The organism is Parabacteroides timonensis, from assembly GCF_900128505.1.
Taxonomy (GTDB): domain Bacteria; phylum Bacteroidota; class Bacteroidia; order Bacteroidales; family Tannerellaceae; genus Parabacteroides; species Parabacteroides timonensis.
On the sequence record NZ_LT669941.1, the window covers coordinates 1,901,912 to 1,924,957 of the forward strand.

At 41.8% G+C, this 23,046-nt stretch carries 23 protein-coding genes; 11 read left to right on the top strand and 12 right to left on the bottom strand.

Features of this window, described 5'->3' with window-relative positions:
* Nucleotide 1: 1 nt before the first annotated feature.
* The 3 genes from BQ7394_RS15295 to BQ7394_RS15305 all read left to right on the top strand — a co-directional run bounded on the left by BQ7394_RS15295 (nucleotide 2) and on the right by BQ7394_RS15305 (nucleotide 2,273).
* Nucleotides 2-724, top strand: coding sequence for an HAD family hydrolase (locus BQ7394_RS15295; RefSeq protein ID WP_075558225.1), 723 nt, complete (start codon nucleotides 2-4; stop codon nucleotides 722-724).
* A gap of 87 nt (nucleotides 725-811) precedes the next feature.
* Nucleotides 812-1,618, top strand: coding sequence for a metallophosphoesterase family protein (locus tag BQ7394_RS15300; RefSeq protein WP_075558226.1), 807 nt, complete (start codon nucleotides 812-814; stop codon nucleotides 1,616-1,618).
* Nucleotides 1,599-2,273 (top strand): hypothetical protein, encoded by a 675-nt coding sequence (locus BQ7394_RS15305; protein ID WP_075558227.1) that lies wholly within the window; start codon nucleotides 1,599-1,601, stop codon nucleotides 2,271-2,273. The genes BQ7394_RS15300 and BQ7394_RS15305 overlap by 20 nt, the downstream gene beginning before the upstream one ends.
* A gap of 184 nt (nucleotides 2,274-2,457) precedes the next feature.
* Here BQ7394_RS15305 and BQ7394_RS15310 read toward each other — a convergent pair whose 3' ends face one another.
* The 7 genes from BQ7394_RS15310 to clpB all read right to left on the bottom strand — a co-directional run bounded on the left by BQ7394_RS15310 (nucleotide 2,458) and on the right by clpB (nucleotide 10,969).
* Nucleotides 2,458-3,087, bottom strand: a complete 630-nt coding sequence (locus tag BQ7394_RS15310; protein WP_075558228.1) for an outer membrane beta-barrel protein — start codon at nucleotides 3,085-3,087, stop codon at nucleotides 2,458-2,460.
* A gap of 30 nt (nucleotides 3,088-3,117) precedes the next feature.
* Nucleotides 3,118-3,789, bottom strand: a complete 672-nt coding sequence (locus BQ7394_RS15315) for a DUF4136 domain-containing protein (protein WP_075558229.1) — start codon at nucleotides 3,787-3,789, stop codon at nucleotides 3,118-3,120.
* 225 nt (nucleotides 3,790-4,014) lie between these two features.
* A complete protein-coding gene (locus BQ7394_RS15320) occupies nucleotides 4,015-4,695 on the bottom strand; it encodes a YiaD family glycine zipper/OmpA-like lipoprotein (protein WP_075558230.1) in 681 nt (226 codons plus the stop codon).
* A gap of 44 nt (nucleotides 4,696-4,739) precedes the next feature.
* The gene (locus tag BQ7394_RS15325; protein ID WP_075558231.1) at nucleotides 4,740-5,066 is read right to left on the bottom strand and encodes a hypothetical protein; all 327 of its coding nucleotides are present in this window, start codon (nucleotides 5,064-5,066) and stop codon (nucleotides 4,740-4,742) included.
* Between the two features lie 73 nt (nucleotides 5,067-5,139).
* Nucleotides 5,140-5,481 (bottom strand): DUF6565 domain-containing protein, encoded by a 342-nt coding sequence (locus BQ7394_RS15330; RefSeq protein ID WP_075558232.1) that lies wholly within the window; start codon nucleotides 5,479-5,481, stop codon nucleotides 5,140-5,142.
* Nucleotides 5,482-5,569: 88 nt separating this feature from the next.
* Nucleotides 5,570-8,218, bottom strand: coding sequence for a glycoside hydrolase family 2 protein (locus BQ7394_RS15335; protein ID WP_075560055.1), 2,649 nt, complete (start codon nucleotides 8,216-8,218; stop codon nucleotides 5,570-5,572).
* 162 nt (nucleotides 8,219-8,380) lie between these two features.
* Entirely contained in the window at nucleotides 8,381-10,969 is a 2,589-nt protein-coding gene (gene clpB / locus BQ7394_RS15340; RefSeq protein WP_075558233.1) for an ATP-dependent chaperone ClpB, read from the bottom strand.
* 263 nt (nucleotides 10,970-11,232) lie between these two features.
* Between clpB and BQ7394_RS15345 the strand changes: the two genes are divergently transcribed.
* The 4 genes from BQ7394_RS15345 to BQ7394_RS26085 all read left to right on the top strand — a co-directional run bounded on the left by BQ7394_RS15345 (nucleotide 11,233) and on the right by BQ7394_RS26085 (nucleotide 14,525).
* Complete coding sequence (locus BQ7394_RS15345) at nucleotides 11,233-11,739, top strand: RNA polymerase sigma factor (RefSeq protein ID WP_082211963.1); 507 nt, start codon at nucleotides 11,233-11,235, stop codon at nucleotides 11,737-11,739.
* A 6-nt stretch (nucleotides 11,740-11,745) separates the two neighbouring features.
* Nucleotides 11,746-12,336 carry a hypothetical protein gene (locus BQ7394_RS15350; RefSeq protein WP_075558234.1) on the top strand — a complete coding sequence of 197 codons (591 nt, stop codon included), beginning with the start codon at nucleotides 11,746-11,748 and terminating at the stop codon, nucleotides 12,334-12,336.
* Nucleotides 12,337-12,404: 68 nt separating this feature from the next.
* Nucleotides 12,405-13,271 (top strand): hypothetical protein, encoded by an 867-nt coding sequence (locus BQ7394_RS15355; RefSeq protein ID WP_139317716.1) that lies wholly within the window; start codon nucleotides 12,405-12,407, stop codon nucleotides 13,269-13,271.
* A gap of 222 nt (nucleotides 13,272-13,493) precedes the next feature.
* Entirely contained in the window at nucleotides 13,494-14,525 is a 1,032-nt protein-coding gene (locus BQ7394_RS26085; RefSeq protein WP_210436534.1) for a hypothetical protein, read from the top strand.
* 201 nt (nucleotides 14,526-14,726) lie between these two features.
* Here the strand turns inward: BQ7394_RS26085 and BQ7394_RS15365 are convergent, their stop codons facing one another.
* On the bottom strand, nucleotides 14,727-15,491 hold the full coding sequence (locus tag BQ7394_RS15365) for an ADP-ribosylglycohydrolase family protein (RefSeq protein ID WP_075558236.1): 765 nt from the start codon (nucleotides 15,489-15,491) through the stop codon (nucleotides 14,727-14,729).
* 150 nt (nucleotides 15,492-15,641) lie between these two features.
* On the opposite strand from BQ7394_RS15365, the gene BQ7394_RS15370 reads away from it, so the two are divergent.
* On the top strand, nucleotides 15,642-16,016 hold the full coding sequence (locus BQ7394_RS15370; protein WP_075558237.1) for a lipocalin-like domain-containing protein: 375 nt from the start codon (nucleotides 15,642-15,644) through the stop codon (nucleotides 16,014-16,016).
* A gap of 56 nt (nucleotides 16,017-16,072) precedes the next feature.
* Here BQ7394_RS15370 and BQ7394_RS15375 read toward each other — a convergent pair whose 3' ends face one another.
* The gene (locus BQ7394_RS15375) at nucleotides 16,073-16,585 is read right to left on the bottom strand and encodes a phospholipase D-like domain-containing protein (protein WP_075558238.1); all 513 of its coding nucleotides are present in this window, start codon (nucleotides 16,583-16,585) and stop codon (nucleotides 16,073-16,075) included.
* 227 nt (nucleotides 16,586-16,812) lie between these two features.
* Between BQ7394_RS15375 and BQ7394_RS15380 the strand changes: the two genes are divergently transcribed.
* Nucleotides 16,813-17,799 (top strand): immunoglobulin-like domain-containing protein, encoded by a 987-nt coding sequence (locus tag BQ7394_RS15380; protein ID WP_087880608.1) that lies wholly within the window; start codon nucleotides 16,813-16,815, stop codon nucleotides 17,797-17,799.
* Nucleotides 17,800-17,821: 22 nt separating this feature from the next.
* Here the strand turns inward: BQ7394_RS15380 and BQ7394_RS15385 are convergent, their stop codons facing one another.
* Nucleotides 17,822-18,706, bottom strand: a complete 885-nt coding sequence (locus BQ7394_RS15385; protein ID WP_075558239.1) for a hypothetical protein — start codon at nucleotides 18,704-18,706, stop codon at nucleotides 17,822-17,824.
* A gap of 267 nt (nucleotides 18,707-18,973) precedes the next feature.
* Nucleotides 18,974-19,612: an HU family DNA-binding protein gene (locus BQ7394_RS15390; protein ID WP_075558240.1), complete on the bottom strand. Its 639-nt coding sequence runs from the start codon at nucleotides 19,610-19,612 to the stop codon at nucleotides 18,974-18,976.
* A 250-nt stretch (nucleotides 19,613-19,862) separates the two neighbouring features.
* Between BQ7394_RS15390 and yaaA the strand changes: the two genes are divergently transcribed.
* Nucleotides 19,863-20,627: a peroxide stress protein YaaA gene (yaaA, locus tag BQ7394_RS15395; RefSeq protein WP_075558241.1), complete on the top strand. Its 765-nt coding sequence runs from the start codon at nucleotides 19,863-19,865 to the stop codon at nucleotides 20,625-20,627.
* Nucleotides 20,628-20,638: 11 nt separating this feature from the next.
* Here the strand turns inward: yaaA and BQ7394_RS15400 are convergent, their stop codons facing one another.
* A complete protein-coding gene (locus BQ7394_RS15400) occupies nucleotides 20,639-21,757 on the bottom strand; it encodes a Fic family protein (protein ID WP_075560059.1) in 1,119 nt (372 codons plus the stop codon).
* 159 nt (nucleotides 21,758-21,916) lie between these two features.
* Here BQ7394_RS15400 and BQ7394_RS15405 point away from each other — a divergent pair, with 159 nt between their 5' ends.
* Nucleotides 21,917-22,963: a 6-bladed beta-propeller gene (locus tag BQ7394_RS15405; protein WP_075558242.1), complete on the top strand. Its 1,047-nt coding sequence runs from the start codon at nucleotides 21,917-21,919 to the stop codon at nucleotides 22,961-22,963.
* Nucleotides 22,964-23,046: the final 83 nt, after the last annotated feature.

Genomic DNA, 23,046 nt, shown 5'->3' on the forward strand with positions numbered 1-23,046 from the left:
TATGTTAGAATCAGATAAGATAAAAGGGATCCTGTTCGATTACGGCGGTACTATCGACAGTAACGGTATGCATTGGGCCGAAGTGATCTGGAAAGCTTACCAGACGGAAGAAGTACCGATAAGTAAAGAGACCTTCCGTAAAGCTTACGTGCATGGAGAACGGACACTAGGTAAAAATCCGATCGTGCAACCGCATCACACCTTTCTCGACATGTTGCGCCTGAAAACCGACCTGCAAATCGAATGGCTCAAAGCAGGTGATTTCCTGCCGGAAGAATATGCCACCCCTGGACTAAAACAACGTCTGGCAGACTGGTGCTATGCGTATGCACGAAGATCGATCGATTCAGCCCGTCCCATACTTGCCGCCTTGTCTAAAAAATATCCGCTGGTGCTGGTTTCTAACTTTTACGGGAATATCGAATCTGTATTGAAAGACTTCCACCTCGATATCTATTTTCAGTCGATCATCGAATCGGCAGTTGTCGGTATCCGTAAACCAGATCCCGCCATTTTCGGATTAGGCGTAAAAGAATTAGCACTCCCCGCAGGAGAGATCGTCGTAATCGGTGACTCCTACGATAAAGATATTATCCCTGCCACCTCCATCGGATGTAAGACAATTTGGTTGAAAAGCATTGGCTGGGATGAATATCGGGGAGACGAAACAGCAGATCTCGTGATCTCGGATTTTACGGAACTGGAACAAATCTTCCACATATAGATATTTTGACCACCAATGGTTCAATAAAGACCTTTCCTTAAAATAAAAGTCGCCCTATCTTTGCATATAAAAAGATGGGGCTTTATTATGAGAAATAAATATGCTTTATTACTATTCATCCTACTCACCTCTTGCGATTTGATAGATTATCACCCGTATGACGGAAGAGTTTCAGATAAAGAAGACAAAGACATCAATGCAACCAATATTGCCAGGATCGAAAAAACTTGCGCAGACAAAGATACTATCCGTTTTGTCTTTACCGGCGATACACAGCGTTGGTATGATGAAACAGACGATTTCGTAAAACACGTCAACCAATTGGATTCCGTCGACTTTGTTATTCATGGTGGAGACCTTACCGACTTCGGTATCAAAAAAGAATATCTCCTGCAACATGAAATCCTGTCGCGGTTAAATATCCCTTATGTTGCCTTAATCGGCAATCACGATATTATCGGCAAAGGCGACCTGGTTTACGAGGATTTATATGGTAATGAAGACTTTTCTTTTCGAACAGGAGGAGGAATCCGCTTCATCTGTCTGAATACAAATGCTCTTGAATATGACTATTCAACTCCTGTACCCAATTTCGCCTTCATAAAAAATCAATTGAATGATACAAATGAAAAGGATACACGTACGGTCTTTATCATGCATGTTCCACCGGGAAGTGATCAGTTCAACAATAATGTCGCAGATATTTTTCAGGAAAAGATCAGGGAGTTCCCTTCTCTCCTTTTCTGCCTGCATGCCCATGATCACAACTTTGTGGCACGCGATCTGTTCAATGACGGGATTATTTACTATTGCTGCGACAATATAGGAAAACGAACTTATCTTCTCTATACTATAACACCGGATAGCTATTCATATGAAATCATTAAATTCTAACTGTTTACTATTACTCATATTCGCTTTTTTCTCATTTCATATAAATGCACAAGATAGCATTCCTACTCCTACTTTATATGAAAAGCATGTGAAAAAGTACACCTCACTATGGGATAATTTAATTCCACGATATAGCAAAATACAATTTGCAGGCTCTATCGGGATGTTCTCTTTCGGCTTGGGCTGGGATTACTACCGTCATCATTGGGAAACAGACTTGTTGTTTGGCTTTGTACCTAAAACGACACGTAATCTTAGTGCAGAGAGTGCCAAAAGACGACATGCCATGGCTACTTTTACATTGAAACAGAATTATATCCCCTGGAGAGTCCCTTTACATAAAAGCATTGACTTCGAACCTTTAACAACAGGGCTATACATCAGTACCCTACTCGACAGGGACTATTGGGTACACAGCCCTAGCAAATACCCTGATGGATATTACTTTTTTCCAACCCGCATACGTACCCATATTTTCCTGGGTGAACGTGTCACTTTCAAATTCAACAACCCGGGAAGATGGCATAAATCTGTCACCTTGTTTTACGAACTTAGCACCTGTGACCTGTATATCCTTAGTAAATTCGGGAATAAATACCTGAAACCGAAAGACTATTTGAGCTTATCGTTCGGGCTGAAGTTCCAAATATTATAGCTAAACTATCTTCCGATAGAACCATAGCTACAATAAAAGTTTCAATTAATAAATTACCTTATCCAGTCCACCTCATCCTTAGGAGTGAATATTAAAGCTGGATACAAAAAAATGAGAAGCTGCCTCTGCAGCTCCCCATTTTCTAATAAACTACATAAAACACTTAAAAGAACAAACTTCTATTTTAGAATGCAACACCGAAGCGTACGCCCCAGTTATTTATTCCGTCCATGGAATAAGTCAGGACTTTGCTTTTGTTTGTTGCATAGTTGTAATAAGCGGCTACGTGCAAACCGAATTTCTTTTCCGGAGTAAAGAAAATATTCATACCGATTTCAGGAGCTACATAGAAACCCCACTGGCGGTCGTATACTTTCATTACATTCATATAAGTCGACATTTCGCTGTATTCAGTACCCAATTTAGCTGATACATAAGGTTCGAACTGACCTTCACGTGTAAAGCTATAACGGAATGCTGCACCAAAAGGCAACTGGAATAAGGAATGTTGCTGATCGGATGTGATAGCAGAAGTTTCGCCTACATTGAGTGTCTGACGGTCGATGTATTTATTATTCGTGTGATAAGAAATAAATGCACCTACTGCAAAATTAGGAACTACATAATAACCGGCTTCACCGTGAGCACCCCAACCGCTTGTCTTGTCGGCAAAGCTATTGCCGAACGGAGTGTTAATATCCCAGTCGATATTGAAATACATATTGTTTACAACCTGGGCGCCAGCCAGTGAGGGCATCGCTAAACAGGCGATAAGTAAAGCGACTAATTTTATTGATTTATTTATCTTTTTCATAAGACTCAAATTTTACTGATTCGCGTTTAATTATTTCCTGAGGTATGGTGATTGAACAAATGCCTGATCGACTGCACGGATTGACAACTGAGTGTCGACCTTATCAGAACCGGACAATAATCCAGCCATGTAAGCAGTCCAAACAACCGGCAGTTTAGCATCAGCTTTTGGAGTCGGAGCTTTCAGATCAACCATTTCAGCAAGCAGTGAACCTACGCTATAACTGTAAACCACTGGATACGGATAATACCAATCGTGCCAGTCGTATCCCCATGACGGACCCCATCCTGGTCTCCAGTAATTCGGTGTCCAATAACCTGGGTAACCCCACCACCAGTAGTTGTTATTATAATCATTATACCAGTTTGTAAAATAATTTACATTTTCTACAAAAGAAACCTGCAGACCCAGATCTGCGTCTTCTTTATCCATTGTGCGTGTATAACCACGACTTTCCATATTGCCGATCACTGTAGAAATAATATCGTCAGCTTCTGTTGCTGTCCAGTACTGAGGTTTTTCACTACTACCGATTACCAACACGCTATCAGGCACATAGAATGTGGTGAACGATTTAAAATCCGTTTTGCTATCGTGATTTGTGTACACCACGAAATCATTATCCAGCTTTGACATATCCGGATCTTTCTGACAGGATGCCAGTAAAAGGATCAACAAGAAAAAAGGAATAATCTTTTTCATCTCATTTTAACGTTTAAAACAGTTTATACTATTATTTGTGCTTATATATAAGTTATCCATGAAACAGCAAATACTAAAAAAAGGTTCTCTTTGATGTTATTTTGGCTGTGTTAATTAACTTCTTGTAAGACTTCAAAATGCTCGTAAACGATAGTTAAAACGCAAAAAGGCCTGAAATAACTTACGCTATTTCAGGCCTTTGGATTATTCTTAAGAAATAAATATTTATTTCAATGTGCCCTGTTGTGCATCCTGTATCATCTTTTCGTTAGCAAGAATCAGGATCTCCACGCGACGGTTCAGTGCACGTCCTTCAGGCGTATCGTTGCTGGCAACAGGGTCGTGAACCCCTTTACCTTCATATTCCATACGTCGTCCGCTTACACCCTGGTCAACCATCATATAATCGTACACACTCTTAGCACGTTTCTCAGACAGTGTCTGGTTGTAGTCCACTTTACCGGTATTGTCGGTATAACCAACGATCTTGATGTCGGTATCCGGGTTCTCATTCAGGCTGACAGCCAGTTTACGCAATGCGCTGCGTGAAGCGTCGCTCAACGTGCTCGAGTTGGTGGCAAATAGAATACCGGAGTCGAAAGTTACTTTCAGAGCTTCGCCATTGTTGATCGTTTCAACAGTGGTTTCAGGCGGTAAAGTAGCTTCGAGTTCTTTCTTCTGCTTATCCATCTTTTTGCCGATCAGGGCTCCGGCTGTACCACCTACGGCAGCTCCGATAACAGCACCTAAAGCTGTATTACCAGCCAATGCACCGATCCCGGCTCCGGCAGCAGCACCACCACCTACGCCGATGGCTGTACCTTTACCTGTATTCGTCCATGTCCCACAACTCGTAAATACTACTGCCATACATAGCAGTACAGATAATAACTTAAAACTCTTCATGATTTTTTACTCTTTTATAAACCTTATATGAATATAACAGTTTATCAATCGAACATGTTGATAGAATCGCAGTATTCAAGTTCTCCCTGCACAATAAAACTGATTGCTTCAGGGTCGAATTTGCCTACGCCATCCTTTTTAGCGTTCTTAATAACATATTCGATCAATTCATCTTCGTCGATCTCGATATCGGTATTATCGTCTGCATCATCGTTCAGATAGCCGCGTGATTCGTAGAAATCGTAGATCAGGTCTACAATATAGTTAATATCGTCATTACTGAATTTGCCTTTCAATTCCTGGGGAAGATAGTTCTGAATAAATTTTACAGATTCGTCTTCATCGTAAATTAAATCGTCTTTGTCGCTCATAACTTTTTCAGTTTAATTGGTTACATACTCATGCAAAGATAAGTATCTTTTATTTATTTGTAAAACGAATAAATTATTTAAATACAGATCTTACCGCATTATCTCCTTCTTTCAGGATGTTGTCGATGATACCGTGCTTTGTCTGGATCGTCAGATAAATGGCTTTCAACTTCGTAATGCCGATCATCTCATCCGTAGATAGTTCGGAACTGTACTTGTCATATTTCGTTTCTGCAAATTCGACATACTTCTTTTCCAACTCTTTCCAGTCATCTTCCGAATACTTATCTTCATTCGCCTGTACCTTCTCTACGAATTTTGTAAAGTCCTTTATATATGAATCTTTCGATTCCCCACAACTGCTCATGACAAAAAGAGCCGTCGCTGCAAACATCATCATTAAAAACCTTTTCATATCTTTTCCTTTTTAGATTAATTCCGACAAAAGTAAACAAAAAAAGAGGATCTGCACTGTCCGGCAGAATGAAACTGCCGGACAGGTATTAATCGGCCGTAGCTACGATCCGGTCTGCCGTCCAACTATCAGCTACTATCTGTATCCGGTCTGCGGGTAAAGAAGAGGTAAAACTGATCGTTAAAGTACAATGGTCACCCGGCATAAGCGTGATATAGTTATCCGAATAATGTACGGGAAGGATACGATTGCCGGTTTCCTTATCCAATACCTTGATACGGTTGAAAAAAGAAATATTCGTTTTCGAATGGAGCGATACCATACCGGAATAGGTTGTTCCTTCCCGTTGCAGAGAAACTTTCACCTCCGGCTTTGCTTTGGGCAAACGGGATAAGTCGGAATAATCTTTCGGAAGCGTGGTCAGCCAATAGATATTCGGGGCGTCCGGTAATGCGACGGCTACGTTGGAAGGCCGGGCAGGATCAGCCGGCTGCATAGACAGGCGAAGGAAGTAGACTCCTTGTATCTCTTCCGGAACGGGAACATCAAACAAGGGCGCTACCGTATTGGCTTTGGCTTCCGACTTTATTTCTTTTTCCCAACGGATATTACCGCTGGTGTCGTAGATACGGGCATTTACGATCAGATCCGGGTAATCAGACAGGGATGTATTCAACAGTTCTACCTGCCGGGTGACAGGATTGTAAAACGGATGCAGGGGTTCGCATCCTTTACGTGTACCGTACAGGGAAGCATTTACATCGAGGAACCAATCGTACATCTGTCCGCGCAGGGAAGTCCACGGGTTCTGGGTTTTCCAGATCAGTATGCCGGTATACCAGTCCCAAAGATGCGAACCCCAGCCCTCCATAAAGCTACGGTATTGATCGTAATTCACGACCTGAGCATATTTACAATAAGTTTCGATATCCTTTACCTCGCCATAACGTTCCAAATGATCCTGATATCCCAGATCCCGATGATAACGCCAGGTGGCATTACGGGTAAAACCTTTTCTAGGAAATTCTGCCAGGTCTTTCTCCGTCATCATTTCCCGCATACTTTCCACCTCCGGCGAACCGACGGAGCCTGCCTCCGGATTAAACGGATGCGAACGGAAAGTAAAGAACCATTCCGGCTCCTGAATACCGTAAGGACCGTCGCCGTTATCGCCCAGCAGGTTGCGGGTAAAGAGGGAGTCGGTCGAATAGCTGACGAACAGGCGTTCGGGATCAAGCTCCGGGAAGACTTTTTCTTTCAGTTGCTTGTCGATGTTTTTAGCCAACGGCCATTCGTTAGCTCCACACCAAAGACAAAGGCTCGGATGGTTACGTATCATTTTGACCTGGTCTTTTACCGAGGCGATAAAAAGATCATGATTGTCGGGATATTCCCAACGACGTTCGCGGGAGTCCATTTTCATCGGGTCTTCCCAGGCACCGTTACAATCGCCACTGCCCCATAAATCCTGGAAGACCAGTATTCCGTATTCATCACAGGCATTATAAAACTCCGGACGTTCGAGCAGGGCACCTCCCCATACGCGGATCATACGCAAATTCATTTCGGCATGGAAACGGACTTCATCGCGGTAACGTTCAGGGGAAAGGCGCAGTAACCAGTCGGAAGAGATATAATTACCTCCGGTTACATAAATCTTCTGGCCGTTCACGTAGAAGCGACGGCCTCCGTTGTCCGGACATTTATCTGTTGTGATCTCACGGATTCCGTATTTGAGTTGCTGGCTGTCGCTGACCCGGTTATCTGCTTCAAAGTAAATATGCATATCGTATAGAGGTTGTTCCCCTACTCCGTTGGGCCACCACAACTGCGGATTTTTTATTTTCATCGGGTCGAAATGAACTTCCCTTTTTTCGTATGGAGACAAGGTGAGACGCTGCGTTAAACGGATACCGTTTGTTTCGCAGACTAACAGACCTTTACGGGGTGCATCGGTAACATTCTCCACCTCAACAGAGGTCTTTACCAAAGCATCCTCCTGCGTTTTCTTTTCCGGAGAGCGGACACCCGGTACTTTCGTTACGATATATGGCGACTGGACGGTAACAGCACCGGTAGTAGTAACCGACACCTCATCCCAAATACCGGTATTACGATCCCTGATGGGTTGAACCCAGTCCCAGCCGGGCGTATATTGCATGGTATTATTACGGGCGATCTGTCCGTCACCGCCTTGTCCGCCATTCGGATCGCCGGGGTATGTCGGAGGATATACGAGGACAGCCAACACATTCCTTCCTTTCTTCTGAAGATGTTCCGTTATATTAAACGATTTCCGCAGGAACATTCCTTCATGGGTGGTATTATTAAGCCGTTTGCCATTTAGGAACAGTTCTGCCTTATAGTTTATTCCCCGGAAGTTCAGCCAGACAATCCGACCGTCCGGTACTGTCGGCGTTTCAAACTGACAAACGAACCAGAAAGTATAAAAATCATTACCAGCGTCATAAATATCGGGGATCAGGTTATTGTTCATTCCGAACTCCGGTGCAGGGTACAGGCCGTTTTCCAGTAAAGTGGTCAGTACTGTTCCTGGGACACGGGCTGGTATCCAGCCTGTTGTTTCCAGAGGTGTAGAGCTTAAAAGGTTTCCGTCTGTCTTTATCTCACTGGCTCTCCGTGCCATCCAGCCGGAATTAAGCAAAGTCTTTTCTCCGGGTTCAGGGATTGTTATTGTATTTTCCTGTGCAAAGGCAGAGAATACTCCGCTTATCATTAACAGCAAAACAACAAAAGAAAAAGATGTATGTTTCATAACGTATTCTATTTAATAGGCGTAATATACAATAAAAAGATAAAAGGCCTCTCCCGATAATAGGAGAAGCCTTTCTCTTTAAATATTATTAATGTTGCTAGGATAGATTCGGACTATTTAGAATCAATTCTTAAATACCAGTCCATCCCCTTCCCGATCGATAATGATCGGACGGTTCTTATCGATCTTCATACCCAGTATCTCCTTCGACAGTTCGTTAAGGACATATTTCTGAATAGCACGTTTCACCGGACGGGCACCGAACTGGGAATCGTAACCTGCATCCGAGATAAAATCGACGGCAGCATCTGTAAAATTCAAGGCAACACCGTTGTTTGCCAGCATCTTCTTCACGCTGTTCAACTGCAAGGTAACGATCTTACGGATCTCTTCCTCATTCAGCGGGGTGAACATGATGATCTCGTCGATACGGTTCAGGAATTCCGGACGAATGGATTTCTTCAGTAATTCCAGTACCTGTATACGGGTTTCATCGATTACTTGCTCACGGTTATCGGGAGTGATCTTCTCGAAGCTTTCACGAATCAGGGATGAACCCATATTGCTGGTCATGATGATGATCGAGTTCTTGAAGTTCACGACGCGTCCCTTGTTGTCCGTCAGACGACCATCGTCCAATACCTGCAACAGGATATTGAATACGTCCGGATGTGCCTTTTCGATCTCGTCGAACAGGACGACAGAATAAGGTTTACGGCGAATTGCTTCCGTCAACTGTCCACCTTCATCGTAACCGACATATCCCGGAGGTGCACCGATCAGACGAGTCGCACTGAATTTCTCTTGATACTCACTCATATCAATACGGGTCATGCTGTTCTCATCGTCAAACAGATATTCAGCCAACGCTTTGGCAAGCTCTGTCTTACCCACACCGGTCGTACCGAGGAAAATGAACGAACCGATCGGACGTTTCGGATCTTGCAATCCGGCACGGCTACGACGCACGGCATCCGCAATAGCTGTAATAGCCTCTTCCTGACCGATCACACGGGTGTGCAATTCGTCTTCCAGGCGGAGTAGTTTGTCGCGTTCGCTCTGCATCATCTTGTTGACGGGAATACCAGTCCAACGGGATACCACATCGGCAATGTCTTCGCTGTCGACTTCCTCTTTGATCATGGCGGCAGCACCCTGCATGGTGTGCAGCTTAGCCTGTATTTCCTTGATCTCTTCTTCTTTCGCCTGCAGTTTGCCGTAACGGATCTCGGCAACCTTACCGTAATCGCCTTCACGTTCTGCCTTATCGGCTTCAAACTTCAGGTTCTCGATGTCGATCTTATTTTGCTGGATCTTGTTGATCTGTTCCTTTTCGCTTTCCCACTGGGCTTTCTGTTTCTTTTCTTCTTCCTTGAGGTTGGCGATTTCCTTGTTCAACTGTTCCAGTTTCGTCTTATCGTTTTCACGTTTGATGGCTTCGCGTTCGATCTCCAGCTGTTTGATACGGCGGGAAACTTCATCCAATGATTCGGGCACCGAATCCACCTGCAAACGCAGACGGGCAGCAGCCTCATCCATCAGGTCGATCGCCTTATCCGGCAGGAAACGGTCGGTAATATACCGTGTCGAAAGCTGGACGGCAGCGATAATGGCATCGTCTTTGATACGTACCTTATGATGGTTTTCGTACTTCTCTTTCAGACCACGCAGGATCGAAATAGTATCCAGTTCATCCGGTTCTTCGACCATCACAACCTGGAAACGACGTTCCAACGCCTTATCTTTTTCAAAATATTTCTGATATTCATCCAGTGTCGTCGCACCGATAGAACGCAATTCACCACGTGCCAACGCCGGTTTCAGGATATTGGCGGCATCCATAGCCCCGTCGCTCTTACCGGCTCCTACCAATGTATGGATCTCATCGATGAAAAGGATGATCTCGCCTTCCGACTTGGTCACCTCGTTGACTACGGATTTCAACCGTTCCTCAAATTCTCCTTTATATTTGGCACCGGCAATCAATGCCCCCATATCCAAAGAGTAAATCTGTTTTGATTTCAGATTCTCCGGAACGTCGCCACGAACAATACGGTGTGCCAAGCCTTCGGCGATAGCTGTTTTACCGACACCCGGTTCACCGATCAGGATCGGGTTGTTCTTTGTACGACGGCTCAGGATCTGAAGTACACGACGGATCTCGTCATCACGGCCGATCACCGGGTCGAGCTTGCCGCTACGGGCACGTTCGTTCAGGTTGATGGCGTATTTATTCAGAGAGTCGTATGTATCTTCTGCCGACTGGCTCGTTACTTTATTTCCCTTACGCAATTCCTCGATCGCTTTCTCCAGTTCTTTTTCCGTAACACCGGCATCTTTCAATATCTGCGAAGCCGTACTTTTTACGGTAAACAAAGCAAGAATGATATGTTCCAGAGAAACATACTGGTCACCCATCTTACCGGAATAATCGATTGCTTTCTGTAAAACGGCATTCGATTCGCTCGACAGGTAAGGTTCGCCACCGGATACTTTCGGATAGGATTCTATCTGACGATCCAGCACCATGTTCAGATTCTGGATATTCACACCCAGTTTCTGGAAGAGGAAGTTCGTGATGCTTTCGCCCGTCATAATGACAGCCTTAAGCAAATGAACAGGTTCGATCACCTGTTGGTTATTCTTCTGAACCAACTGCACCGCCTGCTGAACAGCCTCTTGTGATTTAATTGTAAAATTGTTTAAATTCATACCTTATATTACTTTCTTGTTATCTTCTTTATTTTAAACTTTCACTGATAACTCTACAAAATAAATACCAGATCGAAAACAAGTCATTTTGTCAGTATTATTTAATTATAAGAGAAAGATGTTATGCCGATCAGTCGGGATTAACGACATATTTTGCACTTTCGGTAAGAAAACAACAGGGAAGCAAAAAAGGTTTACTTTTGCAGAAGATGTGTGACTTTTTCACGCGCCGGGGTACTAATCCAATACAAACTAAAAGAGAAATGAATATGATAAAAGGTGAAGCAGACTTCCTTTCTGCGCTGGAATCGAACATAAGCATACTGATCAAGATCGCCCGGGTGTATGCTTATACCACGCACGACAGGAAAGACCTGATCAATGACATCATCCTCGAATTGTGGAAGTCGTACCCGAAGTTTAAAGGCGACTCCAAAATATCGACCTGGATCTATCGCGTCTCGCTCAACGTGGCGTTGAATGTCAAAAGAAAGCAGGACAATAACAAAGTATTGTTTTTCGATGAGTTGAAGGTAGCGGACGGCAGTGATATCCTCGAAGTCCCGACCGACAACTCCTCTGAAATCGGCCAACTCTATCAGTGCATCGAAAGTTTATCGGAACAGAACAAGGCTATTATCCTATTGTATCTGGATGATAAATCATACGAAGAGATCTCTCAAATCCTCGGTCTGTCCAGGACGAACGTCAGTACACGTTTGAACCGGATAAAAGAGCAATTAAGAAAACAAATGAACCCCAATAAATGAATCGTTATGGAACTCGATAATATAAAAAACAGCTGGAAACAGGAAAACCAGCAAATTGTAGCGAATGTACATCTGAATAGAACAGCCCTGATGAAAAAGATCTCGGCAGAAACAAACCGGATGAAAAGAAAGAATCTGTTACTCTTATTGTTCAGAATCCCTTTCCCGGTAGTTATCCTTGTCATATTATTTTCACACATTCATATCCATAACATGGTTAATTTCTATATTGGAATAGTGTTGTTTCTGGCTTTTGCCTGCTTTGCTTCATGGGGACTGATAAAATATTATCTGAATCTGAGAAAGCTGGATATAACAGATTCATATCTTGAAAATAAAAAGACTATACGGGAACTGGAGTTATATAAACTGAATGTGACGAAAAGGAATTACTATTGCAGCCCGGTGGGAATAGCCGGTATTTTCCTGATGATCAATGCGCCTCTGTTTACTACTACCGAAGGGGCTGTCATGTTGTTACTCATCATGGCTGTCATGGCCGCATCCATATTCATAAATCTGAAATATGTCTTACCAGCACAGTTCAAACGGTTGAATAAGGAGATGGAGGAGATTCGGAGGATGAAAGAAGAATAAAGGCGTAATCCTGCCCGGCTATTCAATATTTACTATCTTTGTCAATCACCAATATGCAAGTTTTAGGTATGACGAGAAAGAATGTATTCGGTTTGCTCTTTGCTATTTTCTGTGTGTCAGGAAATATCTCATGTAATAAATATCTCCTGAGCGAAAAAGACAAAGAAGAAGAAAAGGAAAATATTTTCATCGAGTCATTTGAAGGTGTTTCAAATATCGACCTGTCCAATCGGAACAATTGGATACTGACAATGAATTACTACTACATATATGATTATACGATAAACGGTAATAGAATCAAATCCTTTCCTAAAGACGAACCTTGCTACATTCCCGGTTCATTTATAACGGAAGACAACAGCGGAAGTCCCTGGGTCGGTCTGGGCTCAGGTCCGCTTATACTTTTTGCGTCACCCGGCTATTATTCCGAATTCATATCCGGAAGTACGGATAATGCACCACCCACATTCTTCGACCAGACAACCGAAGAAAAGTTATTGGCCGCCGATTGCCTGTCTTGCCAATATACAGGAAAAGCATCAACCGTTCTTTCCGACATGTTAATCCATTACAATGCTCTTCTGGATTTCGAATTGAAAAATGTTCCCGAATCGGCTAGCGTCTTGGTAGAGAACCAGGTACTTATCCATCCCTTTAGGGATAAAGCGAACCTACAACATTATAAAGCAATCGTATTTGCTTATTGGGGAGAAGATAACTCACAAGTTCATATAGCGATAGACGATAGGACTTACGTCGTCAAATTAATCCCTACCATAAACCTGTCCGATGATGATAACGGGATGTACCTGGGCGCACTCCGCCACGTAAAAAACGACACATACTACAAGTTCTCCTTATCTTACGACAAAGAAAAAGATACATTTTCCATCGAAGAAGTAGAAAACAAAGTATGGAGTCAGATGCCTGATTAACAGGTATACCCTCTCGAAGATGAGCATAACAATCTAATAATTTAGACATCAGATTTCATAAATTAGAGTTTAATATCATCGTTTCACTTATTCGTATCCAAAGAACAGGTATTGATTTAATTCTTCATACCATAATATTTAATTAAACTATTAAATATATCAGAGATAATTCATATTTTTGTAAAAAACAGTATTTTTATAGTATCAATTATAAGTTATATTATGAATACATCTACTATTTCAATATCAAATCACGAACCTCTTGTATTTAAAGAAATCAAGTTAGACATTAATAAAGACAAATTGTATAATTTCCGTTCACTCAATCAAACCAAACATAGATATGGAGATTGTGATTTTTGTTATTTTTCCATATCTAAAAATCAAAATATCAATAATTCAGCAGGATTATATTATTTTGTTGTGAATAACGAAATCATTCACGTTGGCAAAGTAGATACGGATATAGCAAACGTCATAAATAATGGTTTTGGAAAAATAACAGAAAGCAAATGTCTCATTCATGGAACATCTACCTTTTGTCATATTAATTCAATAATAGCTTCAGAAACTGCTAAAAGTATTCAACTATTCGTATGTATTCTGGATCCGAAAGATAATTTAACATCTATAAAAAAAGAATTGCAGAATATTTTATTACACAAAAAGTTACAACATAATAGAAATAATATACCACTAATTATTCATGACTTTTTCAAAAATATTATCCAACAAAGAGATATAGAAATTTATAACGAATTTAGTCTAGAACATGAACTAGGTATTTATCTAAGAGAATGTTTACCTGATTTCAAAGTACAATTTGAACGAAATATTTCGTTCTTTACAAATACAAAATTCAATTCTATAAAAAAAGAAATTGACATCTCTATTTATAATAAGAATGGTGAGAAATACGCTATCGAGTTAAAATGTCCCTTAAATGGCCAATATCCCGAACAAATGTATTCCTTCGTAAAGGATATTAAATTCATGGAACAAATTAAAGAAAACCTAGGTTTTAATCACACATATTGTGTTGTTCTAGTATCTCATAAAACATTTTATACAACAGCAATTAAATCTGAAGGCATTTACAAGTATTTCCGAGATGAAAATAAAATTTATGAAACTATATTCAAACCTACAGGTGAGACAAAAGAACAAGAATGTATAACTATTAAAGGAATATATAATTTTACTTGGGAAAAATATGATAACAGCGATAGACGGTATTATATTATAGAAATATAGTTTAGAAAAACAGAATGTATATTCTTTGATCACATTAGAGTCAGACATTTCACTAACTCTTTCTTTTTCATGAAGACAAATTCTTCAAAAGAAATTCTGTATAAAGTTCACAGCATCTTCGTCCTTTAGGACAGGTGTTCGTTTAATTTGTCGTGCCATAATGTTTACTATTAAAATTGTACAAAACCAAAAAGAAGTTGCCTAATAAGCAACTAATTGCTTCACTATCTCCTGAAATTTCCGTGGTATCCGTTTGAATACTTCCGACCGGATTCCGTCCGGTACGCCATAAAAAGCCTCGGCTATCCCTCCGGTGATACAGGCTAGCGTATCGCTATCGCCACCCAAAGAGACAGCCAGGCGGATGGCGTTTTCAAAATCTGTACTATCCAGGAAGGCGATGATTGCTTCGGGAACGGTGCCCTGGCAACTTTCATTGAAATGATAAGTCGGACGTATATCGTCACAGGTACGGTTCAGATCGTAGGAAAAAGTAGTTTCTATATATTGTTTGATTTCTTGCCTGCTTTTTCCGGTTCGTGCCAAATAAATCGCAGCAGCGGTAGCCTGGGCTCCTTTTATTCCTTCGGGATGGTTATGAGAGACAATAGCTGTTTCCCTGGTGACATCCAAAGTCTCTTCCAATGAATCGAATTTCCATCCGACAGCACTTACCCGCATTGCTGAACCATTTCCCCAGCTGTTATACGGTTGCGGATCTTTTTCCCGAAGCCAACCACTAAAACGACCGCCGTAACCTCCCATCGGACATGGATATTTACGTCCGTATTCCTGCATGACACGAGTCAGATCTCCCCCATTAAGCAGCCAGTCTGCAACAGCAACTGTCATGATCGTGTCGTCCGTATAATCACTTTCACTTGTAAACAGCGGAAAGTCCGTCGTTTTTATATTATCGAATTCATAAACGGAGCCGATAATGTCTCCTGCTATTGCACCTATCATAGTATGTTAATTAATATTCTTCGGTTGCATAAATATAATAAATATATTCAAACCTTACTCGCTTGTACTAAAAAAACTATATAAATCATCGGATTCCTATATCCTTCAGATATATTTGTGTACTTATTCAAATTCAAAACAGTATTTAATATGAAAAAGACGATTACGTGTGGCCTCTTATTACCTATCGCCACACTGGTATTGATTGCTTGCAGCGGAAATAATAATCTTACAAACCAATTAAAAGGTTCCTGGGTCGCTCCTATCAACGGTATGCCCGAACAAATGGAAGGTTTCGAACTGAAAGACGATGGACTTGCCTCTTCTATCAATATGGCAACACTGGTTTATGAGAAGTGGGAAACTATAAAACTGGACAATGCTGATGCCTTGGTACTTCAGGGAAAAAGTATCGGCAACGGACAAACACTCTCATTCTCCGACACACTAAAGATTGACAAGATATCTGAAAACTCACTGACGCTCACCCAAGACAGTTACACCAGAACATATACAAAAAAGTAAAAGAAAGCCACTGTCTGTAATACGGATTCCGTCTTACAGACAGTGCTGATCTTTAATCATGTAATCCTGTCCGAACAATACTTCTTCCGCTGACAGGTCTTGCAAGGAATCCCCATCCAAAGCTCATCGAACTGTTCGACGGCTTCCGTCACCAGCTCTTCTACGGAGGTGAAGATTCCCGCTTCGAAGTTACGGTTGTCTTTTCCTTTCATGCCTAACGCGGCTCCCGTCAAGTTTGCCGATCCGATATAGACCTGCTTCAGGTCGAATATCAATAACTTGAAATGGACACGCGGACAAAGCACACGCTCCATCCGACTCCAAAGCAAAGGATACTTATCAAAGTCATCGCGGAAGTTCTGTCCCGGTTCTTTAGCATGGATCAGACGTACTTCGACACCTTCCTTCACCTTTTGCTCCAACAGCTTCAGGAGGGGTACAGCGTCTTTTCCTTCTTTGATATAAAGGTCTTTTATATCAGCCGTGCCGATCCATACTGTCCGCTTTGCCTGCCGGATAGCCTCGATAAGGGAAGAGTAATGTTGTTCGTTTTTAATGTATTGGAGCATAAATAATAATTTCTCTGATGAAACCTTAGTACTATATCATAGACTATTCAAATATATAGGATAAATTCCAGACCGACAATCATTAAGCAATTGATGAGAAATAAAAATCACACTTTCTATCCGTTCTCAGATTAATTTCATATTTTTACGAACATAGCCCCCAAAAGGCATTCCTGTTATTCTACTGGATACAGAAGAGTGAACTCTGAATTATAAAACGTGAACCTATGAGATCTGTCATTTTATACAACCTGCTTCTTTGCATTCTTTTTATCGGATGTACAAACAGACAAAAGCAATCGACAATCATTGGCGGCGCAGATAGTACCACTGAAATCGTCATTGCCGATGCAGACACACAACAATACGACATAGATGCCCCTATTCCTCTGTCAGAGATAGAACAATATAACAAACGAGTGACCTTGAAACGTATCCCCAATGTAGCGATCACCCACCCGGATGCTTACAAGATAAGAACCCAAAAGCCTGTATATACAACCAAAACGCAACAAATCACATTAGACGTGATCAACGTCGATGCTCCTTCCGCTGAACTTGAATACCACAGAATGGAACAATGGGAAAACGGGAAATGGACTGAATTCCCATTCATCGACAATCTTGGGTTTGCCGGAGGAGGCAGAACTCTGTCCAAAGGAGACACATTGCCGGAACATATCAGCATGTCAGAGTTTAAATATCTTTTAGAACCTAATAAATACAAAATTCATTTCTATGTCTTTGCTAACATCTACATCTATTGTACCGTAACAGACAAGAGTATTCAATCCGTAAAAAACAGCGAAATGAAAGGTGCTTTCAACTTCCGTGTATTAGACTCAAAGAACGATTCACTTCGCATTCTGTTTGAAAATCACACCAATCTGTCAGTACAACCCGTATATCTACCCAGTGTCGGAACAGACGAATTATACAATGTTCATCCGTATGCCCGTTCAGGCTGGGTCGGAGAATCCCAATGGATGAAAAGCCATGCTCTATTGAAAGGTGGAGAAGCCATGCTATTCAGTATTCCGATATCGTGGGACACCAATGGTTTACAATCACGCCACGATAAAGAGAGTTTCAAAGCAGGAATACTAGCTCCCGGAAAATATAAAATAGGATTACAGATTGAGGTTTATATGGAGACAGAGTTTAAGGTAGAATATTCACCTATACCTTTACAACCCACGGAAATCACTCATTAATTCGACCATTCAATAGCCTCTTTTATCTGAATATCCTATCTGCATCCACTTCAAGCTCTCTAACTTTATCCAACAGTTGGAAAGTCGCTTTCACCATTGCATCCCATGCCTTAAGGCAATCCTTGATAATTTTTTCGCGATCAGGAAGATCATAGTCAGTTGTTCTTTCCAGATATCTTTCCTGTATCTTTCTGGCATTGGGTTGTTTGTAAATATAAGCCATGTGTTTAGCCTGCTCAATAGGATCCTTGATCTTTTTCCCTTCATTGTACAATCGCATCAAATTCTCTTCTTCATAAATCATCGCTTTATAGCATGACAAGTTCTCCTGATCAAGGAAAGTGATATAAACGCGCATCTTATCTTCCATATGAGTAACGAACAGTCCTTGATCCGAGAGCCAGATCATTTTATTTTCCTTATCTTCTTCACTCCAGTTTTCCGGATAAAAATCCGTTGGCCTCATATCGTCAGAGTGACGTTGGAAATAAAGGGCAGCATTCATCCCTTTCGTATTGATCTTGTCCGGCAGCAGATAACGTTCTTTATAACGTTGTACGAAATGGGAAGTTATCTTTTCAGGAAAAAAATCATCAATGCTCCTCAGGAACAGATATTCGGTAAGTTCTCCCCGATATAAAGGAATATAAATCACATAACCTCCTATCATTGCATTTTCCCGGGTGTAATAATTACTGTGGAATTCTATTTGCCATGTATTATTTCGTTTGGTACGATAAGTTTTCGTTTGAACAATATTATGGATACAATAAGGATTCTTTTTGCCGGAAGAATTCATTTGCCAACGGAAATTACCGAAAGCAATCCTTATAGGCCCCTTCAACTCAAGGAAATCAAGATAAGCTTCATGTTGAAGCTCTGCGTTTGTCATGGCTACAGTAAACATACATTATTGTGTTTTTCATTAATACTAATGTAAATTTTGCACATCCAAATATAACAAAAAAACACGAAACTATTCTATCCAAACAAAACTTTTTTGTTTATAAGCCTTACAAACGCCCATCCATAAACATCAGAGCCTGGCATTATATACGCAGCGCCAATACAATACTCAATCAGTAAGTTAAGTTATAACCCCTTCACCAATCTTTACATCCGGTATGGTATATTTTCTCCCCCTGATACTTTAACGTGATCGGTTCTGAAAAGCCTACTCTTTGCTTTCTTCCTCTTTCCGCATCCCTTTCTGCCAGCTTTCTTTCAACACGTAATATTTCTGTTTTCCTCTTCCCAAACGAAGCAACTTGCCTTGTTCGTGAAGCTTCTTCAGGTCTTTCAGGGCTTGATAACGGCTGCATTGATTAAAACACATGCAATCGGAGGAAGAAATGAGGTGGCTGGTTTCCAGTCGGGTGAGGATGCGCTTCAGCCGTTCCTCTTCAGCCTGTTCCTTGCGTTTGGGAAGGACGGCACGTTCAAGAGGCATTGCTTTCAGTTGCTGCTTAAGTTGGGGAGAGGAACGGTAGACAACATTGTTAAAACTGATCGACTCGGCACGAATTTGCTTCGGGCTGGTGATGCCCTTCGGAGTCTTCAAGGTAACAGAAAAGTTACCTATCCCATCCAGGTCAACGGTTTCGCCATATTTCAAATGAAAGGCCAACCTGTCCGATAAAGCACGAATCACCCCCTTTACATCGCCGGAACTGAACGAACAGATGCCGGCTATCTCATCCGCCAGCAGGTCAGTCGTGATCTTTCCATCGGAAACGACTTTGGCATACAGCGAACCTGTTTCTCCCGTTTCCCGGTTCGGTGGATTCTTATAAAACGTATATTTAGCACACATATACAGTAGATTTAAGTTTTAAGTCCTTATTATTTAGTTCGAAAGATAGCAATAATTTTACTTTTGTGCAAGCATAAAATCAATTTTGAGCTAGCTCAAAATTAAATTCGAGCATGCTAAAAATTAATTTCGGGCTTGCTCAAAAGTAAAAAAACATAGGAGAAAAATAATAGTTATTCGTATGTTTTGAGTTAAGATATAGGGAAGAAAATATTAAATTTACCCGGTAAACCAGAAACAACATATAAATATGCTAATTATATTAACCTCGGCAAAGACAATGACCGGCACTTCCAAGATAAAAGCGCCCGTAGGGACAACACCCCGTTTCACACAGGAAGCGATGGAAATAGCCCTGAATATGGCACAGTTCTCTGCCGATGAACTGAAAAAGATATTGAAGCTCAACCCCAAGCTAGCGTTGGAGAATTATAACCGATTCCAGGAGTTCCATTCGGAAGAGAACCATTCGTTGCAGGCAATACTGGCTTATACCGGAGTGGTCTTCAAGAACCTGGCACCGAAAGACTTTACGCCCGACGATTTTCGTTACATGAACGATCATCTGCGGATTGCTTCCATCTGCTATGGCCTATTGCGTCCGCTCGACCTGATCAAGACCTACCGGATGGAATATGAAGTGAAACTGCCGGAACTGGGCGAAGGAAATATGTACAACTACTGGCGTCCGCGGCAGACACAAACGCTTATAGACGATGTGAAAGCGAACGACAATATCCTGATCAACCTTGCCAGCCAGGAGATACAAGGAGCTTACAACTGGAAAGAGGTAGAAAAAGCGGTACGCATCATCACGCCGGAGTTCAAGGTTTGGAAAGACGGAAAAGCACAAACAATTGTCATTTACACGAAAATGGCACGCGGACAAATGACCCGGTATATACTGAAAAACCGGATTACTGATCCTGAAGAGCTCAAACAATTCTCCTGGGAAGGGTTTACTTATGACGAGAGCATGTCAGAAGGGGATAATTGGGTTTTCCTGCAAAGCTAAAGGAGGTAAATTTAATTATTCATATTGTTATATACCTCGATTCCCTTCACAGTCAACAAATATTTTTGTCGCGGATGATTGGGTTTATCGGGGTAAAGCAGTCGCAACACATTCTCTTGAATAGCCGGATTCAAATAGTTCTTTAAGAAATTACCTCGGTCTTTAAGCCCTACGGAATTCATCATCTCTTTCACCGACATAGTCTGGCTTCCTACTGCTTTTATCAGATCAAGAACTTGCGGGGTACTTACGGGGTACTTGTTGGGTACTTGTTGGGTACTTGTTGGGTCTGGTTTATCTTCCATATCCGATAACTCCGGGACATTCACTACCATATACCGGTTCTTCAGCTCATTTTCTTCACCTAAAAGCAGATTGCGGAAGAAGCGAATCAGAAAATTTGAATCACGCATAATACCTTTTTGCACATTCTGATAGTTGGCGCGTACTAATGCATTACGGAAGTACCATGAATGTTTAGCAAAAAGATCATTCTCTACATTAAAGCCCAATGAGCGCAAATACAGAATGGCAAAGACGGCAGTTGTTCTTGTATTGCCTTCACCAAAAGGATGAATCTGCCAAATTCCTGACACAAACTTAGCGATATGTTCCACCAACTCATTACGGTCCACCTGAGAATAATCAAAAGCATGCTCTTGCTCCAAATCATACTCTATGGCCCGGCGAATGTCAGGGGCAGAAACATAAAATACCGTATCACCACGTAATACCCATTCTTTTTTCGTGATATTATAATCGCGTATCTTCCCGGCAAATTTAAAGACACCATTAAAAATCCGACGATGTATGGAAGTCAAACCAACCAATGTAAAGGCAAATGTCTTTTCGGCTAGAATGCGCCTTATGTTTGTAGAAGCCACATCCGCTTCGTGTGTTTCATCATCTTCTACCGTACGAACTGCTTTCGATTGGTAATAGCTTTTTATAAGCTGCTCCGCTTCATCAATCGTAATTTCTCCTTCAATATCCCGGAGGGCCGTTTCGATCAAATAATCTGACGGCTTTAGTCCATCCACGGCTTGCAAGCCGATGGCAGTTTGCCAGGCATATCCTTTCTCACGCTTATGAGGCTCTGATTGCTTTATATATTCATCAAAATCATCTATTGCCATAATCGTTATTGTTGGATTATACTTCCATTACCTTCTATGCAAATTTAATCATTCTGCACCAAACACCTCAAAAGTACAAAAGAAATCGACCTTTCATTCAATAAACCGGAGATAAGATCGTTATATTTACGTTCTCTTTAAACGAATCATGAAATGAAAAAAACCTGTTTACTACTGCTACTGCTCGTCAGTATCATCTACATAAAAGAGGGATATCAACTTTTCTGTGTCGATACTCCGGTGAAAAGCACCGTTAAAGGCTCCTTGTCGGATATCGCCGAAGAGGTAATCGCGATCCCGTTGGAAACCAATTCCGACTGCCGACTGAAATATGCCACACAGATCAAACGCGACAGGGAAGATTTGTTCCTTGTCAGCAACCGTCAGCTCTACCGCTTCAACTGTTCCGGTAAATTCGAAAACCAGGTGACATCGAACACCTTCTTTCCGGTGGCCGACTATGTGATCGATCCGCTGCAAAAACAACTGATCGTGATGGATGACAAAGAAAACGTTTATTATTACGATTATGAAGGCGTATTGCTGGAACAGAAAAGCCTGGCCGGGATCAATCCGCTGAACACTCCTACCCGGATGATCTATCATGACCGCCATATCTGGATGACGGCCCAATCCCTGTCTCCCTGCAAAGAAGAACCCGGTAAACAAAATGTCGACCGCTGGCTCTATAAATTCGATACGACGTTCCATCTACAGGATGCCCGCAAACTGACGGCTGCCGACCTGGGACGTTTCTATCTCGGAGCCTGCTTTTCGCCGGAACTGTCCGTTTCCAACGGCAATGTATATGCCCACACCCCTTCCGTACAGCCGGAAGAGATACTGGCGGATACACTTTATCTGATCAGCCGGAACAAATTGGATATCCACGCAGGATATTCCTCCATCCTTCCGTTGTGCATAGCCGGACGTTACCTGGTTTCCACCTACGGTGATGCAAGCGAAGATGAACAAAATTACACGTTCTGCTACGACCGCCGAAAAGATTATGCATATAATGTGGCGGGAGGGTTCGACGACAACTTCTACCAAACAGGAAAAGTCCCCGACCTGCAAGCCCTGGATGTATATAATAATTCGTTTTGTTACTGCCGTTCAGGAGAAGAGTTGAAACAGGCTTTCCCGGATCGCACGGAGGAAGATAATCCGGTCTTGTTTATCGTTCGGATGAAGGCATAATGAGGGCATAATGAAGGATATTCACCCGGCTGCATTCATAGATAAAAAACTAAAAGCCAGACACTTGCCCTCACTATATGAAT

What these genes read in the sequence shown, in the direction of transcription:
- BQ7394_RS15335 (WP_075560055.1), bottom strand. Translation starts at nt 8,218, where the DNA reads ATGATAAGCGGAGTATTCTCTGCCTTTGCACAGGAAAATACAATAACA.
- BQ7394_RS15310 (WP_075558228.1), bottom strand. Translation starts at nt 3,087, where the DNA reads ATGAAAAAGATAAATAAATCAATAAAATTAGTCGCTTTACTTATCGCC.
- BQ7394_RS15315 (WP_075558229.1), bottom strand. Translation starts at nt 3,789, where the DNA reads ATGAAAAAGATTATTCCTTTTTTCTTGTTGATCCTTTTACTGGCATCC.
- BQ7394_RS15320 (WP_075558230.1), bottom strand. Translation starts at nt 4,695, where the DNA reads ATGAAGAGTTTTAAGTTATTATCTGTACTGCTATGTATGGCAGTAGTA.
- BQ7394_RS15345 (WP_082211963.1), top strand. Translation starts at nt 11,233, where the DNA reads ATGAATATGATAAAAGGTGAAGCAGACTTCCTTTCTGCGCTGGAATCG.
- BQ7394_RS15385 (WP_075558239.1), bottom strand. Translation starts at nt 18,706, where the DNA reads ATGTTTACTGTAGCCATGACAAACGCAGAGCTTCAACATGAAGCTTAT.
- BQ7394_RS15365 (WP_075558236.1), bottom strand. Translation starts at nt 15,491, where the DNA reads ATGATAGGTGCAATAGCAGGAGACATTATCGGCTCCGTTTATGAATTC.
- BQ7394_RS15375 (WP_075558238.1), bottom strand. Translation starts at nt 16,585, where the DNA reads ATGCTCCAATACATTAAAAACGAACAACATTACTCTTCCCTTATCGAG.
- BQ7394_RS15350 (WP_075558234.1), top strand. Translation starts at nt 11,746, where the DNA reads ATGGAACTCGATAATATAAAAAACAGCTGGAAACAGGAAAACCAGCAA.
- BQ7394_RS15355 (WP_139317716.1), top strand. Translation starts at nt 12,405, where the DNA reads ATGACGAGAAAGAATGTATTCGGTTTGCTCTTTGCTATTTTCTGTGTG.
- BQ7394_RS15405 (WP_075558242.1), top strand. Translation starts at nt 21,917, where the DNA reads ATGAAAAAAACCTGTTTACTACTGCTACTGCTCGTCAGTATCATCTAC.
- yaaA (WP_075558241.1), top strand. Translation starts at nt 19,863, where the DNA reads ATGCTAATTATATTAACCTCGGCAAAGACAATGACCGGCACTTCCAAG.
- BQ7394_RS15295 (WP_075558225.1), top strand. Translation starts at nt 2, where the DNA reads ATGTTAGAATCAGATAAGATAAAAGGGATCCTGTTCGATTACGGCGGT.
- BQ7394_RS15380 (WP_087880608.1), top strand. Translation starts at nt 16,813, where the DNA reads ATGAGATCTGTCATTTTATACAACCTGCTTCTTTGCATTCTTTTTATC.
- BQ7394_RS15300 (WP_075558226.1), top strand. Translation starts at nt 812, where the DNA reads ATGAGAAATAAATATGCTTTATTACTATTCATCCTACTCACCTCTTGC.
- BQ7394_RS15325 (WP_075558231.1), bottom strand. Translation starts at nt 5,066, where the DNA reads ATGAGCGACAAAGACGATTTAATTTACGATGAAGACGAATCTGTAAAA.
- BQ7394_RS15370 (WP_075558237.1), top strand. Translation starts at nt 15,642, where the DNA reads ATGAAAAAGACGATTACGTGTGGCCTCTTATTACCTATCGCCACACTG.
- BQ7394_RS15390 (WP_075558240.1), bottom strand. Translation starts at nt 19,612, where the DNA reads ATGTGTGCTAAATATACGTTTTATAAGAATCCACCGAACCGGGAAACG.
- clpB (WP_075558233.1), bottom strand. Translation starts at nt 10,969, where the DNA reads ATGAATTTAAACAATTTTACAATTAAATCACAAGAGGCTGTTCAGCAG.
- BQ7394_RS15305 (WP_075558227.1), top strand. Translation starts at nt 1,599, where the DNA reads ATGAAATCATTAAATTCTAACTGTTTACTATTACTCATATTCGCTTTT.
- BQ7394_RS26085 (WP_210436534.1), top strand. Translation starts at nt 13,494, where the DNA reads ATGAATACATCTACTATTTCAATATCAAATCACGAACCTCTTGTATTT.
- BQ7394_RS15330 (WP_075558232.1), bottom strand. Translation starts at nt 5,481, where the DNA reads ATGAAAAGGTTTTTAATGATGATGTTTGCAGCGACGGCTCTTTTTGTC.